This is a genomic window from Pseudomonas sp. GW821-FHT10C09 (genome assembly GCF_059415465.1).
Genome location: NZ_JBWKNG010000001.1, coordinates 26,285 through 41,254, shown reverse-complemented (window position 1 = coordinate 41,254; position 14,970 = coordinate 26,285). Strand labels below are relative to the sequence as shown.

General features: G+C 59.4%; 12 protein-coding genes. 2 read left to right on the top strand and 10 right to left on the bottom strand.

The window, feature by feature from the left end:
* Positions 1-5 precede the first annotated feature (5 nt).
* From glgA to AC07N8_RS00150, 6 genes are all read right to left on the bottom strand, one after another.
* Positions 6-1,592 (bottom strand): glycogen synthase GlgA, encoded by a 1,587-nt coding sequence (gene glgA, locus AC07N8_RS00175; protein WP_483842114.1) that lies wholly within the window; start codon positions 1,590-1,592, stop codon positions 6-8.
* Positions 1,593-2,172: 580 nt separating this feature from the next.
* Positions 2,173-3,126 (bottom strand): D-2-hydroxyacid dehydrogenase family protein, encoded by a 954-nt coding sequence (locus AC07N8_RS00170; protein WP_493144720.1) that lies wholly within the window; start codon positions 3,124-3,126, stop codon positions 2,173-2,175.
* 13 nt (positions 3,127-3,139) lie between these two features.
* Positions 3,140-4,165, bottom strand: coding sequence for an alpha/beta fold hydrolase (locus AC07N8_RS00165; protein ID WP_493144718.1), 1,026 nt, complete (start codon positions 4,163-4,165; stop codon positions 3,140-3,142).
* A gap of 85 nt (positions 4,166-4,250) precedes the next feature.
* A complete protein-coding gene (locus AC07N8_RS00160) occupies positions 4,251-4,685 on the bottom strand; it encodes a YqaA family protein (RefSeq protein WP_493144717.1) in 435 nt (144 codons plus the stop codon).
* Complete coding sequence (locus AC07N8_RS00155; RefSeq protein ID WP_493144715.1) at positions 4,685-5,131, bottom strand: DUF411 domain-containing protein; 447 nt, start codon at positions 5,129-5,131, stop codon at positions 4,685-4,687. Before AC07N8_RS00155 ends, AC07N8_RS00160 begins: the two co-directional genes overlap by 1 nt.
* A 169-nt stretch (positions 5,132-5,300) precedes the next feature.
* The gene (locus tag AC07N8_RS00150) at positions 5,301-7,292 is read right to left on the bottom strand and encodes a methyl-accepting chemotaxis protein (protein WP_493144713.1); all 1,992 of its coding nucleotides are present in this window, start codon (positions 7,290-7,292) and stop codon (positions 5,301-5,303) included.
* Positions 7,293-7,675: 383 nt separating this feature from the next.
* Here AC07N8_RS00150 and AC07N8_RS00145 point away from each other — a divergent pair, with 383 nt between their 5' ends.
* Entirely contained in the window at positions 7,676-8,206 is a 531-nt protein-coding gene (locus tag AC07N8_RS00145; protein ID WP_483842108.1) for a hypothetical protein, read from the top strand.
* Positions 8,207-8,248: 42 nt separating this feature from the next.
* Here the strand turns inward: AC07N8_RS00145 and AC07N8_RS00140 are convergent, their stop codons facing one another.
* Positions 8,249-9,244 (bottom strand): aldo/keto reductase, encoded by a 996-nt coding sequence (locus AC07N8_RS00140; RefSeq protein ID WP_493144711.1) that lies wholly within the window; start codon positions 9,242-9,244, stop codon positions 8,249-8,251.
* A gap of 118 nt (positions 9,245-9,362) precedes the next feature.
* Here AC07N8_RS00140 and AC07N8_RS00135 point away from each other — a divergent pair, with 118 nt between their 5' ends.
* A complete protein-coding gene (locus AC07N8_RS00135; protein ID WP_493144709.1) occupies positions 9,363-10,289 on the top strand; it encodes a LysR family transcriptional regulator in 927 nt (308 codons plus the stop codon).
* Here the strand turns inward: AC07N8_RS00135 and AC07N8_RS00130 are convergent.
* Genes AC07N8_RS00130 through AC07N8_RS00120 form a run of 3 tightly spaced genes read right to left on the bottom strand, consistent with a single transcriptional unit; the run spans position 10,278 to position 14,970 of the window.
* A complete protein-coding gene (locus AC07N8_RS00130) occupies positions 10,278-11,213 on the bottom strand; it encodes a GNAT family N-acetyltransferase (RefSeq protein WP_483842105.1) in 936 nt (311 codons plus the stop codon). The two genes, AC07N8_RS00135 and AC07N8_RS00130, sit on opposite strands and share 12 nt — an antisense overlap.
* Positions 11,213-12,502, bottom strand: coding sequence for a phenylacetate--CoA ligase family protein (locus AC07N8_RS00125; protein ID WP_493144707.1), 1,290 nt, complete (start codon positions 12,500-12,502; stop codon positions 11,213-11,215). The genes AC07N8_RS00130 and AC07N8_RS00125 overlap by 1 nt, the downstream gene beginning before the upstream one ends.
* A gap of 53 nt (positions 12,503-12,555) precedes the next feature.
* Positions 12,556-14,970 carry an aldehyde dehydrogenase family protein gene (locus AC07N8_RS00120; RefSeq protein WP_493144705.1) on the bottom strand — a complete coding sequence of 805 codons (2,415 nt, stop codon included), beginning with the start codon at positions 14,968-14,970 and terminating at the stop codon, positions 12,556-12,558.

Here is a 14,970-nt window from a genome sequence, read left to right as displayed (position 1 = left end):
ACCTCTTACTGTCGGCCTGATTTACCCAAGGCCTTGGCCACAAGTTGTTCGTAGAGTTCGGCGTACGGTTCCACCGCCTTGCACCAGTTGAACGGCGCGGCCATGGCCCGGCAGCGCATGGCATGCAACAGATCGGGGAAGGCGAACACTTTGAACGCACGGCTCAGGGCTTCCTGATAACTCTCGACGGTGGATTCATCGAAGAGGAAACCGGTCACGCCGTTTTCAATAGTGTCCGCCAGGCCGCCGGTGTTGCGGGCGACCGGCAACGAGCCGAAGCGCTGGGCGTACATCTGGCTCAGGCCGCAGGGTTCGTAGCGCGAAGGCATCAGCAGGAAATCGCTGCCGGCGAACATGCGGCGGGCGTCGGTTTCGTTGAAGCCGATGCGCACGCCGATCTGCCCCGGGAAGCGCAGGGCCAGTTCACGCATGGCTTGTTCTTCTTCCGGTTCGCCACGGCCGATGATTGCAATCTGGCCGCCGGATTTGACGATGTACTCGGAGACCGCTTCCGTCAGGTCCAGGCCTTTCTGATAAACCAGGCGCGAAACCACGGCAAACAGCGGACCTTCGGAATCGGCCAAGCCGAACAATTCGCGTACGTGCGCGGCGTTCACCGCTTTGCCGTCCCAGTCGCCAATGCTGAACGGGCGGAACAGGTGTGTATCAGTCGCGGCGTCCCAGCTTTCATCGATTCCGTTGGGAATACCGCTGAGCAGGCCTTGCTGGGTCTTGGCCGCGAGAAAACCGTCCAGACCACAGCCGAAGGCCGGCGTAGTGATTTCCTGGGCGTAGGTGGCGCTGACTGTGGTGATGTGGCTCGAATAGGCCATGCCGGCCTTGAGGAACGACATCTTGCCGTAGAACTCCATGCCTTCCTGTTGCAGGGCGTGCGCGGGAATCCCCAATTCAGGGCAGGAGCCGAGGCTGGTCACGCCTTGATAGGCCAGGTTATGGATGGTGAACAACGTCGGGGTGCGCTGCCCACGCCAGTGCATGTAGGCCGGCGCCAGGCCAGCAGGCCAGTCATGGGCGTGCACCAGATCCGGGCACCAGTGAATTTGTGCGAGATTGGCGGCGATATCGGCGGCGGCGAGGCCCAGGCGGGCGAAACGAATGTGGTTGTCTGGCCAGTCGCGGCCATTGTTGGCGCCGTAGGGCGAACCTTCGCGCTCGTAGAGTTCAGGGCAGATCAACACGTAAATGACCAGACCGTCGGGCATGTCCATGCGCCCGATTTTGCAGGGCGGCAGTGCGGCGTGCCCACCCAGTTCACCAATGATGTGGATCGGGTTCTCGCTGTGCAGCACTTGCGGGTATCCGGGAATCAGCACCCGCACATCGTGCAGGTGCGACATGGCCCGTGGCAGGGCGGCGGAGACGTCGCCCAGGCCGCCGGTCTTGACCAGGTCGGCAATTTCGGAGGTCACGAACAACACTTTCTTTCTATTCGGATTCTGACTGGCAGCCGGTGCCAGCGTCTTGGTTCCCGGGACGCTGATGGATTGCGCGCTCGGTGCATTGACGGCGCTCGATTCGCCGACCTGCTGATGAGCACGTTCTCCCTGAATATCTAAAGCCGCACTTATCATATGAATCTCCCGTGGTGTTGATCTAATGCTTAGGTCTGGCACAAACGGTGGTGGCCAATTCCTGTGGCCGGATGCAAACGCGCACGCATCGTGGCAAATGCTGCCCAATGCGGTGAAGCAGATGGGTTGGAGGGGCCGTTGCAAGGAATGCACCAGTCGCGTTGGCCCTACCTTTAACCTGACCCATGGCCAGGACTGAAAGTTTCGAGTTTTTTACAGCCAGATGACCGACCGGTTTTACCTCGCGAAAATGAGTCTAGGCCAGATCCTAGAGCGGGGCGGGTCATCTGGTGAAATTGTTCGACAATCAGTTTCAAGAGGGTAAAAGAACCGCGCGCGCAGGGGGAAACGCACCGACGAAGTGCAGGTTTATTTTTGGGGGTGGGTCAAAACGGGACTGGCAAGTCACGAAAATGGGCGGATGGGGAGGGGTGGTTGCACTGTTGCGGTGCGGTTGGTTCAGGTTGATGTGGTGTATTTGATGGCCTCATCGCGAGCAGGCTCGCTCCCACATTAGATCTCCGGTGTACTCAGGACCAATGTGGGAGCGAGCCTGCTCGCGAAGAACGATAACTCGGTCTTAAGTGAAAACCCGGGTCGGGTTACCCGCCGCCCACGCTTGAACATCTTCGATCATCTGCGAAAAGAACATCTGATAGTTCTGCCGACTCACATAGCCGACATGCGGCGTCGCCAGCACATTTTCCAGCGTCCGGAACGGATGATGTTCAGGCAACGGCTCTACCTCAAATACATCCAGCGCCGCCCCGGCCAGGCGATTTTTCTGCAACGCCTTGATCAGCGCCGCCTCATCCACAATCGGTCCACGGGCGGTATTGACCAGCAGTGCCGTGGGTTTCATCCAGTCCAGCGCCTGGGCATCGACCAGGCCACGGCTGCGGTCGCTGAGCACCAGATGCACCGACAGCACGTCGGCCTGTTCAAATAATTCCTGCTTGCTGACATAGGCCACGCCGACTTCGGCAGCCGCTTCAGGAGTCAGGTTCTCGCTCCAGGCAATCACCCGCATGCCGAACACTTGCCCGAATTGAGCGACGCGTTTGCCGATGCTGCCGAGCCCGAGGATGGCCAGGGTCTTGCCGTGCAGGTCGCCACCCAGACCTTGCTGCCAAAGACCTGCGCGCAAGGCGTTGGCTTCGGCCACGAGGTTGCGGGTGGCGGCCATGATGAGCGCCCAGGTCAGTTCCGGCGCGGCGTGTTTGTAGCTGTCGGTGCCGCAAACCTGAATCCCCAACGCAGCGGCCGCTTTCAAATCCAGCGCCGCATTGCGCATGCCGCCGGTCACTAGCAGTTTGAGTCTGGGCAACCGACGCAGCAGGTCCTCATCGAACCGGGTGCGTTCGCGCATCACGCAAATCACCTCGAAGGCCCCCAGACGTTCGGCCAGGGTTTCGTTGTCGGCCGGGTAGTCGTGGACAAAACTCACCTCGCCAACGCTGTCCAGCACCGACCAGTCCACCACGTCGCGCGCGACGTCCTGCCAGTCATCGATCACCGCAATCTGCACCGCCATCAGCCTTACCTCATCAATGAACGGGGTTGGTTTTGTTCAGCCAGTCGAGCAAGGCCTTGTGGAATTGCGCCGGTTCTTCCATCTGCGGCGCGTGGCCCATGCCGGGGAATTCAACCAGGGTCGACTGGGGAATCAGTTTTGCCACTTCCTTGCCGAGCACGTCGTAGTGACCGAGCTTCGCCTTGACCTCGGGCGTGGCGATGTCACTGCCGATGGCCGTGGTGTCGGAGGTTCCGATCAGCAACAGCGTCGGCATCTTCAGGTCTTTGAATTCGTAGTACACCGGTTGGGTGAAGATCATGTCGTAGATCAGCGCCGAGTTCCACGCGACTTGCGTATGCCCCGGGCCTTTGTTCAGGCCGGCGAGCATGTCGACCCAACGATCGAACTCCGGCTTCCAGCGGCCACCGTAATAGGTGTTGCGCTCATAGGTGCGGATGCCGTCGGCGTTGAGTTTGAGCTCACGCGCGTACCATTGATCGACGGTGCGGTAGGGCACGCCGAGGGCTTTCCAGTCTTCCAGGCCAATGGGATTGACCAGCGCCAGTTGCTCGACCTGTTCGGGGTATTGCAGCGCATAGCGGGTGGCGAGCATGCCGCCGGTGGAGTGACCGAGGACGCTGGCCTTCTGAATGCCGAGGGCTTTGAGCAGTTGCTGGGTGTTGGTTGCCAGTTGCTGGAAGCTGTACTGATAATTGTCGGGTTTGCTCGAGGTGCAAAAGCCGATCTGGTCCGGGGCGATGACCCGGTAACCCGCCTCGCTGAGGGCCTTGATCGAACTGTCCCAAGTCGCGCCGCAGAAGTTCTTGCCATGCATCAGCACCACGCTGCGGCCATTGGCCTTGCCATGGGCGGCGACGTCCATGTAACCCATTTGCAAGGATTTGCCCTGGGACTCAAAGGCGAAATGCTTGACGGTGTAGGGGTAATCGAAGCCCTGCAATTCAGGGCCATATTCCGGCCCGTCGGCGTGGGCGACAAGGGGCAGTGCGGCGGTCAGCAACAGGCTGGGCAGCCAGCGGGAGAGGGCGAGGGGCATGGGTGAACTCCAAAGAAAACCCGCCGATGCTGGATCGGCCGGATTAGGGCGACATTAAACACAGGCAATCGCCGCGCTCGATCGTTCAACCCATCCAGCCCAGCGTGGCCAGGGCCAGTACGCCATAACGGGCGGCCTTGGCCAGGGTCACAATCAGCAGGAATCGCCCCAAGGGTTCGCGCATGACGCCGGCCACCAGCGTCAGCGGGTCACCGATGATCGGCACCCAGCTCAGCAGCAAAGACCAATGGCCGTAGCGCTGATAGTGCTCTCGGGCGTTTGCCAGATGACGAGGGCTGACCGGAAACCAGCGTCGGTCGCGAAACCGTTCGATACCGCGTCCCAACCACCAGTTCACCAGCGAACCGAGTACGTTGCCCAGCGTTGCGACGGCCAACAGCGACCAAAGCCAATAGTTGTCACTGAGCAACAACCCCACCAGCACCGCTTCGGACTGCAGCGGCAGCAACGTCGCGGCACCGAACGCGGCGAGAAACAGCCCGAGGTAAGCGCCGGACATCAATGGGCGGGGTAGTCCGCCACCACGACATCACTGCCGTCCTTTTTCAGGCCGATCACTTGATAGGCATCGCTCATGCCATCCATTTCCATCCCGGGCGAGCCCATGGGCATGCCGGGAGCGGCAACGCCCAGCAGGTCGTCACGCTTGCTCAGTGCCAGCACCTGGTCTGCCGGTACATGGCCTTCGACGAACTTGCCATTGATCAGCGCGGTATGGCACGACGCCAGACGCGGTGGCACGCCGTGCTGTTGCTTGAATTCGCTCATGTTGGATTCGACGTGGTCTTCAACCTTGAAACCGTTGGCTTCGAGGTGGCTGATCCATTTTTTGCAGCAACCGCAATTGGCGTCGCGGTGCACTTCGATGGGGATCAGGTCGGCGGCCTGAGCCAGGGAGGAAATAAAAAGCACGCTCAGGGCGGCCAGACGCAGAGGGGTTCGCATGGGAAAGTCTCGACTCGGGTGACGGTCAAAAAAAGAGGCATTTTGACCAGTTTAGCCACGGATGAGCGACGAGATTGTTTCCAAGTGATGCAAGCACAACGCAGCCTACGCAAAACCTGTGGGAGCGAGCAAGCTCGCTCCCACAGGTTTTGCCCCAGGCTTCAGGTTCTCAACGAACCTTGAACCGCCCCATGATCGAACTGACGCGCGCATTAGCGTCCACCAGTTGCCGGGTATTCAGTTCGCTGGCCTGACCGCTTTTCACCAGTTCATCCACCATGTGGCGGATCTGCACCATGCTGCGGTTGATCTCTTCGGTCACCGCACTTTGCTGCGAGGCGGCGGTTGCGATTTGAGTGCTCAGGCCGTTGATGTGGCTGACGGAACCGGCCATTTCATCCAGGCCGGAGTTGACCCGTGCTGTCGCGTCGGCGGCGGACTGGCAACTGGCCTGGGTGTTTTCCATTGCCGCGACCGAGGAACTGACGCCTTGGGTCAGGCGCGTGAGCATTTCATTGATTTCCGAGGTGCTGGCCTGAGTGCGGCCGGCGAGGGCGCGGACTTCATCGGCGACCACCGCAAAGCCTCGGCCTTGTTCACCGGCCCGGGCCGCTTCGATGGCTGCGTTCAATGCAAGCAAGTTGGTTTGCCCGGCGATGGCGCCAATCACCCCGAGAATCTCGGTGATGCGTTGGGCGTCCTGCTGCATGCTTTCGACTTTATGGGTAGCACTCGCCACTTCCTCGATCAACGCAACCACGCTGTTCGACGCTTCGCCCACCACCACCCGCGAACGGTCGGCATTTTCGTTGGCGCGCTTGGTGAAGGCCGCCGTCTCGGCAGCATTTTGCGCGACACTTTCAGCGGTCGAACTCATCTCGGTAATGGCGGTGACGGTCTGATCGGTTTCCGAGGCGTGGCGCACCAGAATCTGACTGGTGTGGGCCGAGGTGCGTTGCAGGTTGTCCAGGCTCGAGGCCATGGCGCCGGTGGCCTGGGTCACTTCACCGATCATGTTCTGCAAGTAGACAAGAAACGCGTTGACCGAGTGGCCGATGGCGCCCAGTTCGTCTTCGGCACGAATGATGATGCGTTTGGTCAGGTCGGCGTCGCCGGTCGACAGCGCGTCGATATTGGTCTTGAGGATTTTCAGGCGCTGGACCAGTTGGCGGATCGCGTAGATCTGCAGCATTGCCAGCAGGATCACCATCGGAATTTGCAGCAGGCTCAGAGTGCTGAGCACGTCGTCGCGCTGGGCGGTGATCAGTTTGCTCGGCAGGGCGGTGGCGAGGAACCACGGCGAGCCTTCGATGGGGCGCATGAAGAACGTGCTGTCTTCGCCGTTGTTGTCGAATTCGACGCGCTGCGACTGGTCACGGTTTTGCAGGCCGGCTTTCACCTGGCTGGCGAACGGTGAGTTGCTCGCCAGTTCACTGATGTTTTTCAGGACGATGGGCCCGCTGATGCGCGAACTGTTGCTAATGATCTTGCCGTCGGCTTCAACGATCAACATCTCGGCGCCAAGGTCCTTTTCCTTTTGCGCGATCAAGTCATTGAAGAAGCCCAGCGTCACGTCGATGGTTGACACGCCGTACGCCACGCCATTTTTCTGAATAGCCATGGCGCAGTTGGTGCGAGGCTCGGCACTGGCGTCATCTTTATAAGCCGCCGCCCAGGCACATTGGCCACGTGGCGTTTGCATGCCGCCCTTGTACCAGGCCTGGTCGTAGTAGTTCGGCGCAGCGTCGCTGTTCCAGAACGTGTTGACTGCCAGTTTGCCCGAGGCGTCGCGGTGCCAGAAGGTGCTGAATTTGTTGCGCCCGGCTTCACGTTGGCCGGGCAACGGCCAGATCCCGCCGCCGAAGACTTTCAATTCACCGTACTGATCCACCAGGCCTGGCAACACCGTGTCGATGCCGGCGCTGTCGAGCAACGGAATGGTTTGGGTAATGCTGCGTTGCTGGGCCTGAACCTTGTTCAGTTCACCCTGGATTTGCCGGGCGACGTCGGCGATGCGGTTGAGGGCCACCTGTTCTTCGGTATGGCGCAGCTTAGGCGCGACCAGCTGGCTGATGCCGACCACCGTCAGCACGAACAGCAACAGGATAAACAGGACCAGAAACAGCGTGTAGCGAGCCTGGATCGAACGGAATGTGGGCATGGGGCCGGTCCTTGTGTGCAGCACTTTTATTATTAGGTTTGGAGGGGGCATCGGTGCTTCATCGGGCTATCGGCTTGCGCAGGGATAGCTTTAGGCACGATCGTCCAAGAACGGGCATCAGTGGGAAAGGCGTCAGGTATCGAAACGGATACAAATAAACTAACCGAGATGTACGAAGAGCCCTGTTAGTTGTCTAGACCAATCCGGAAAAGTTTGTCTAGACCAATAAAGGCGGGCACTTGCTAGTTTGTATCTGAAATGTACGTAAATTGTAAAAAGCCGCAAATAGTTGTTGGAGTGGCCAGTTGCCAGAGCCGATACTCGCCCGCTCCAAACCCGCTCAAGAAGGAACTGAATATGGTCACGCAGTCGGAAGCTCAGTCATGACTATCGGCTATGCAGGAGGGTGGACGCCGAAGGCCGGTCTGCTGGTGCAGGACACAGGCGGCGGCAAGCCCGTGACGCACAGCGCCAGGGTCAAGCAAATGCTTGCGCTGGTGGGCTCGAATCCAAACGCGCTGAACGCGGCGAGAATGGATGAGCAGAAAATATTCAGGAACGTTAAAGGCTTCGACCCGGAAAATGTATCGTCCAAACAACTGGGAAATCTCAGTGCGTTTTTACGCGGCAAAGGTCTGATTTCCGATATTACGTCGATGACGCTGATGAACGCCGGGGACAAGTTCGACCGGTTCGGGGTACAGAATGACCCTGATGCGAAGTTCAATGCGCTGGAGTACTTTGCAACGCAACTGGACACCATCCAGAACAACAGCATCAAGGGCGATAAATATGCGATTGGCCTGATCCCGGAATACAAGACAGCCATCTACGTCCTGCAAAACCTGGCCACTTACGGCAAGGGCAATGGCACTACGGTCCCGACGGACAAGGGTGTCAACTCCAAGGCGTGAAAGGTTGCCGGCCCGCTCAGTTGAGCGGGCCAGGCACCGTTGCTAGCGGTCGAGCAACTTCATGACTTCCTCGGGGTAACGCATGCCTGCGGTGGCATTGGCGGGGAATATCGCTTCCAGCGCTTTCAATTCATCTGCGCTGAGTTTCACCTCCAGCGCCGCAACGTTTTCTTCCAGGTATTTGCGCTGTTTGGTTCCAGGGATCGGGATCAGGTAGTCACCTTGCGCCAGCACCCAGGCCAACGCCAACTGACCTGCCGACACGTCTTTTTCTGCGGCCAGTGCCTGTACTTGCTGCACCAGCAGCAGATTCTTCGCAAAGTTCTCCCCTTGAAAACGCGGGCTGAAACGACGGTAATCATCCGCCGCAAAGTCGTCCGGGCTTTTCAGTGCTCCCGTTAGAAAGCCACGTCCCAGCGGGCTGTAAGGCACAAACGCCACGCCCAGTCGCTGACACGCGGCCAGACAGCCGTTTGCCTCTTGATCGCGGCTCCACAACGAATACTCACTTTGCAGCGCGCTGATGGGGTGCACCTTGTGCGCTCGCTCCAGAGTGGCGACCGACGCCTCGCTCAAGCCCAGGTAACGCACCTTGCCGGCCTTAACCAGCTCGGCCATGGCGCCGACGGTTTCTTCGATGGCCACCTGCGGATCGATCCGGTGCTGGTAATACAAATCCAGGGTTTCAACGCCGAGACGCTTGAGTGTGCCGTCGATGGAGGCGCGAATGTAGTCCGGTCGGCCATTGACACCCCGTGCGGTGGGGTTGGACGGGTCACGGACAATGCCGAACTTGCTCGCCAGAAACACCTGGTCGCGTTTGCCGGCAATGGCTTTGCCGATCAACTCTTCGTTGGTGTGCGGGCCGTACATATCGGCGGTGTCGAGCAGGTTGATCCCGAGTTCGAGTGCGCGATGCAGGGTAGCAATGGCCTCGCGGGTGTCTACGCCAGTGGTGTAGAAATCGGTCATGCCCATGCAGCCCAGGCCGATGGCGGAAACCTGAGGGCCGTTTTTGCCCAATTGACGTGTTTGCATGAAATCAACTCCCTGTGGTGTGAGTGCACAGTGTCGACCTCGACAGAAACAAGATAAACCGGCTAAAACTGCTATCACTGTTCGTATTTTCTAAATAGTCATCAGGGCCGCCAGAACAATGGACCGTTTTAACGCCATGCGCGTGTTTACCCGAATCGTCGAGCTGGGCGGGTTCGCCAAAGCGGCAGACAGCCTGCAATTGCCCCGCGCGTCGGTCACTGTTTTGATCAAGCAGCTTGAAGCGCATCTCGGGGTGCAACTGCTGCAACGCACCACGCGACAGATCAGCCTGACACTCGACGGCGCGGCCTATTACCCGCGTTGTGTGCGGCTGTTGGCGGACCTGGAGGAGACTGAAGCGGTGTTTTCCGCCGCTCGACACAACCCCAAAGGGTTGCTGCGGGTGGACATGCCGGCAGGGATCGGGCGCTTGATCGTGATCCCGGCGTTGCCGGCGTTCACCCGTCGTTATCCCTTGATCGAACTGGAGCTCGGTCTGAATGACCGTCCCGTCGATCTGATCCGCGAAGGCGTCGACTGCGTGTTGCGCGGCGGCTCCGCGCTGGATGAGTCCTTGGTGGCGCGGCCGCTGGTCATGCTGGATCAGGTCACCTGCGCCAGCCCTGACTACTTGCAACGTCATGGGAGCCCTCAGTGTCTGGCAGACCTTGAAGGGCACCGGATGGTTGAGTATTTCTCTGGCACGACCGGGAAGCGTTTTGGGCTGGAATTCCAGGTTGATGACGACGTTCAACTCATGGATTTGCCCAAACAGGTGGCGGTCAACAGTGCCGACGGTTACCTCGCTGCCTGTGAGGCGGGATATGGACTGATTCAGACCCCGTATTACCACGTTGCCCGCCAGCTCGAGGAAGGACGTTTGTGTGAAGTGCTCGCGAACGTGCCGCCACCGGTGATGCCGCTGACGGCGCTGTATCCGCCTCACCGCCAGTTGTCCCGGCGGGTGAGGGTGTTTGTCGACTGGCTGGTGGAGCTTTGCGCGCAGCCGGGTCTCAACATTTACAGGAAGGGTTCAAGCGGCTGAACAGGTGTTGTCCAGCGCGCTGACGTCACGCTGCAAATTATCGTGCAACTGTTGCATGTCCGGGCAATGCAGGGCGAGGTGACGCGGCTGCGCCCCTCGGTGAAACAGCGCAAACCACCCGTTGCTGTGAAGGACGGGCATCAATCCGCTGAAGGTGAAACCCAGATTCGTCAAACGGTGCAGGTCCTCGGCAAAGTGGCGTGACAGCTCGATTTTGGCTGAAATGAGCCAATGGCCGGGCAGCCGCCGGAGCTGGTCCAGCAATGCGTCGTTCAAACGCTGAATGACGACGATGTAGCGCTGGTGGTGTTGCCTGATTTGCAACGGCATCGGTGCTGGCGACGTCGTGGCCCGATAAGTCCCGAACACATTGCACAAGCGTTGCATGAGCCCGCGGCAACTGTCAGGCCATTGAATGTCGGGCAACGGGCGTGTGTGCCCCAACGCAAGATAACAACCGATCACCATGGTTTCCGCCAGTGGCCTGGTAAGCGGGGACGGCGCGTAGTCGGGAAGCAAACCCGTGCTGTGAAAGCCAAGGCTGTGGGCCATGCGTTGCGTGTGGAGATGGTGCGTGACTTGTTTGATCACGACGTTTTTGTCCCGTTGCGCATCCGACTGCAACAGCAATTCCCGACCCAAGTGAGTCGCGATACGTTGCCCTCGTGCAGCGGGGTGGACCACGCTCAGGGCCAGCTCAGGGGTGTCCGGCAGCGAGTCGCGGCATAACGCGGCGTGCCCCAGAACACGTTCGCCATCGACCGCCAGCATCGAGAACCATCGCCCGTCGGCATTGTGCTGACTGATCATGCTCGGCAGATAGACGTCCGGGCGAGGGTAATCCTCTGCGTAGATCTGGCGAAACAACTGGCTGACAGCGGGCGCATCATCCGGCTGGAAACGACGATAAAGAAGTGTCGACATCACGTACGCTCCGTTGACGGCGAGTCATACATGCGCTGGTCCAGGACGCGCATCTGTTTGCCAGAGCGCGGGTGCAGGTTCAAATCGGTGATCGCGCAGGGCACCACGCGCAATTCCAGCAACCCCTGATTGTTCAGTTGCCCGATGCCGGGATAGTGGGCGGCCAACGCTTCATGCAGTGCGCTGCCAATGAGGGCAGTATCGGTGGACGGGGTGGCGGGCACCCACTTCACCGTTACGAGGTCTTTGACACCCTCTTGCTCGATTACCAGCTGCCATTGATCGCTGCCAGCGACGCGCTGCACGATCAACAGGATTTCATCGATCAGCAACGACAATGTCCCTACCCGAACCCGTTGACTGTGGGCACTGCGCCCCTTGAGCGCGAATTTTCGCATCGGCGTGGCGCTTGGCTCACGCCAGCAAGCACGGTCACCCACGGGATAACGCAACAGCGGCATGAGCCGACGCGTGAGATTGGTGACCACCAGCAAACCGGTACGGTCACACTCTTCTATGACTTCGCCGGTGAGCTCATCGACAATTTCCAGCAGTGTGTGGGGTTCAAACGTCCGATGCTCTCCCAAGGCACAGTCACGGCTACTGGCCCCGATCAGGCCGGCATCGACGCTGGCGTAGCCGGCGGAGGCGATGCGCGCATTGGGGAGCACAGTCTTGAGAATGGCGATTTGCGCGGGGAACAGGCTTTCGCCGCCGTACAGCAACGTATCGACCCCGCATAGCACCCGTTGATGCCGATTCAGGTAGGCGGCAAATTGCAACAACTGGGCTGGTACGCCGGCCAGTACGTTGATCCGATGCTGATCAACTGCATCGGCCAGTACGTCCATGTCGACGTTGCCCGTGAAGGGAAACTCGCATATGGAGTGTGTGACGTGCGCCAGTGAGTCGTGGAAGAACACGAAGCTGGCGTAAAGGTCACCGGAAAAAAACAGATTGGCGACCCGGTCGCCGTCCTTCAGCTGAGAGGAAATACTCTGTGCGAAGGTGTTTACCAATGTCTGCCATTCATTGGAGGTATAGACACTAAGTTTGCCGTGGCTGGTCGAACCGCCGGTTTTAAACACCAAGCCGTCGTCGACTCTTCCCGTCAGCACCGGCCAATGATTCAAGTCGTGACTGTCTGCCCAGTATTCCTCCACATTTATGAATGGCAGTTCATTCAAGGCGACTTCTCGCGCGGGCAAGTGTTGCAGGTGTTTGCGGTAGAAGTTCGAGTGTTGCCTTATGAAAGGCACGAGTTGTTCAAGCGAATAAGTGGAATTCACGGGGTTCTCTTTTGATCAGGCGTGTCTACGGTTAAAAGACAGGGTGTTGCTAATCAGCGATCTATTTGTATTCGGTTATCAATAACCAAGGGTGTTTTGCCGCTGTGTTTATTTCTTGTGAAATCCGATTCTGCACATTCGTGAACTTCTATTGTTAAAAAACAATTGTTCACCGCGTTCGACAAGGCTTCATCGGTCAATAACGACTGGCGAACGTTGCCACTGTCTGAATCAACTAGAACCCGCAGCCGTTCCATTCCGTTTGGTGCATGGTCCAGCTGAATTTGAATCGGTTTGCCGACACTGTCCTGCAGCGCTGATGGCGAAATGAACTCTGTGCCTACCCGCAACAGCTTGCCGTGGCGCTGAAGCAATTCGAACCGCGGTGATTCAAGCCCGCAGGGGCAGGGCTCGGGCACCCAGCGACCGGTATCGCCTACGTCATACCGACGCACGTCCTGGCCTTGCCGCGCTCGGGATGTAAACAATAATCGTCCGACTTCATCGGCCTGAACCGGTACGTCCTGTTCGAGCTCCACGATTTCCAGATGCTGGGTGTCGCACATCAAATGAAACACCCCATTGGCCGTCACTGCGCAGGCATGCCCCAACGGGCCGGCATCGACCGAGCCATAAATCGCCGAGCGAATCTGCAACACCCCACAGCTTTCCATCAGGCGCAGGCTGGCCTCTGCCGGGTGTTCACCACCGAGAAACACTTTGTTGATGCCGCCGTATGTGCGAAGGCGTTCCTGTTCGTTGAAAAACAGGCGGTGCAAGGTGCTCGGCATGCCGATCAGCACGGTAATGCGGTGGTCCGCGATCATTTGCGCTATTTCGCTGAAGTCGTCATTGGGCGGTGCCCCCATCGGGAAATGGGTCACCTCCATCTGCTCAAGGACCTTGGTAAAACTGGAAAACCCGCCGTACAAGCCGCCGCCGTAAAACAGGTTCATCACCCGGTCCGTTGTCGGGTCGAGGCCGGCGGCAAACATACCGTCGGCGGCCGCGCGCATTTGCCGCTCGAAGTCGCGATAGCTGTACCCGGCCAAAGCCGGTGTGCCACTGCTGCCCCCCGAACGAAAATACAGCTGAGCCGCAGTACTGATGGGCTGGGCCGTGAACGCGCTTTTATCCATGATCGGCGTTTGGTTTAAAGGGGGGGCTGGTGGTGGCGTGTCGAGTGTTGCCCGGCCAGTCGCTGTTTCGGGTGGCAAGCTCACCGAGAGGCGGCGACTCAGGCGCGACAACGCGTAGACACCGTCATGCGGCTCGCCGGCGTAACCGTCATGAATGGACCCGCAGGGCGCAATGCGCGTGACCCCCGCGTTGACCAACGTACGTACCAGCTGTGGCGTTTGTGCGGGCGAGCAGATCAGCGCGCAACTCTGCAGCACGTTACGCCACGGCAGCAGCGTCTCGGCGATCACGTGGTGCGGCACGGGTTTAAGCATCAGCGTGCGGAACAGGGGCGATGGGGCCAGTGTTTGATCATGCTCCCAGATGATCCGCCAACCTGAGCCGTTCCAGACCTGGCCGGTCTTGTTTGCAAAGCACAGATCCAGTCGTGCCATGGCGCAGCGTGTGGTGATTTCCGAGGCTTCCTGGTCAGTTGGCACCAGGGCCGGCCACTGCGGAGCGCGGCGTTCGAACGCTTCAACCAGTTGCTGCCCCAGCCCCAGCAAAACCACCGGATCGTCACTGTCGACCAACAGCCATTGCGGGCTGGAACAGGCCTGTTGATCCAGGCTGCATACCTCATCCACCAGGATATCCAGCGCTGATGCAGTGGCCGCGTCTGGCGACAAGTAAGCGAAACTGATTCTGTGCCCCCAATCGATCCAGCGACACCCGGCGCGGAGGTGCTGGCGAATGGCTTTGAGGGACGCCTCGCCACCCCAGGCCGACACGCCGTCGGCGTGGGTACAGAGTTGAGGGATCTGTGCCGTGCTGACCGGCAGCACTGCCACGAAATCCGCCATCCTGTCGCTGGTGTCACACCGCACCAGCGCCGCCAGTAACCGGGCGGTCAATCCATCATCGCTGGAGCTGGGGCGGAGCCAGTTGATATTGCCGGCCAGCAGGCTCTCGACGATGGCGCAGAACGCCAGCAATGGTGCATTACCCGGCGTCACATGCACCACCAGCCCCAGCGGATGCCAGCTCTCAAAGCTTGCTTGCTGGTAATCGATACGCCTCAGCGAGCGCGGTTGCACGCCCAGTTCACGCTCAAGTTTTGTGCTGAGGGCACTGCGTTGGCAGAAGTCGATCAGCCCTTGGCGTTGCTCGTCGTCGAGGGGTAAATCAACTGTGCGTGCCTGCAATTGCAAGGCAAAACGAGTGGCGGTTTCGATCACGGTATCGCTGTCGATCGGCGAATCAAGCAGCCGCGGCAGTTGCTGGTGCAGCCGCTCAAGGGTTGCCTCAAGGGTGACAACGTCACGCAGTTGGCCATTGATCAAGTACAT

Excerpts from the sequence above, each read along its gene's own strand:
- glgA (WP_483842114.1), bottom strand. The coding sequence starts at position 1,592 with ATGATAAGTGCGGCTTTAGATATTCAGGGAGAACGTGCTCATCAGCAG.
- AC07N8_RS00170 (WP_493144720.1), bottom strand. The coding sequence starts at position 3,126 with ATGGCGGTGCAGATTGCGGTGATCGATGACTGGCAGGACGTCGCGCGC.
- AC07N8_RS00165 (WP_493144718.1), bottom strand. The coding sequence starts at position 4,165 with ATGCCCCTCGCCCTCTCCCGCTGGCTGCCCAGCCTGTTGCTGACCGCC.
- AC07N8_RS00160 (WP_493144717.1), bottom strand. The coding sequence starts at position 4,685 with ATGTCCGGCGCTTACCTCGGGCTGTTTCTCGCCGCGTTCGGTGCCGCG.
- AC07N8_RS00155 (WP_493144715.1), bottom strand. The coding sequence starts at position 5,131 with ATGCGAACCCCTCTGCGTCTGGCCGCCCTGAGCGTGCTTTTTATTTCC.
- AC07N8_RS00150 (WP_493144713.1), bottom strand. The coding sequence starts at position 7,292 with ATGCCCACATTCCGTTCGATCCAGGCTCGCTACACGCTGTTTCTGGTC.
- AC07N8_RS00145 (WP_483842108.1), top strand. The coding sequence starts at position 7,676 with ATGACTATCGGCTATGCAGGAGGGTGGACGCCGAAGGCCGGTCTGCTG.
- AC07N8_RS00140 (WP_493144711.1), bottom strand. The coding sequence starts at position 9,244 with ATGCAAACACGTCAATTGGGCAAAAACGGCCCTCAGGTTTCCGCCATC.
- AC07N8_RS00135 (WP_493144709.1), top strand. The coding sequence starts at position 9,363 with ATGGACCGTTTTAACGCCATGCGCGTGTTTACCCGAATCGTCGAGCTG.
- AC07N8_RS00130 (WP_483842105.1), bottom strand. The coding sequence starts at position 11,213 with ATGTCGACACTTCTTTATCGTCGTTTCCAGCCGGATGATGCGCCCGCT.
- AC07N8_RS00120 (WP_493144705.1), bottom strand. The coding sequence starts at position 14,970 with ATGTACTTGATCAATGGCCAACTGCGTGACGTTGTCACCCTTGAGGCA.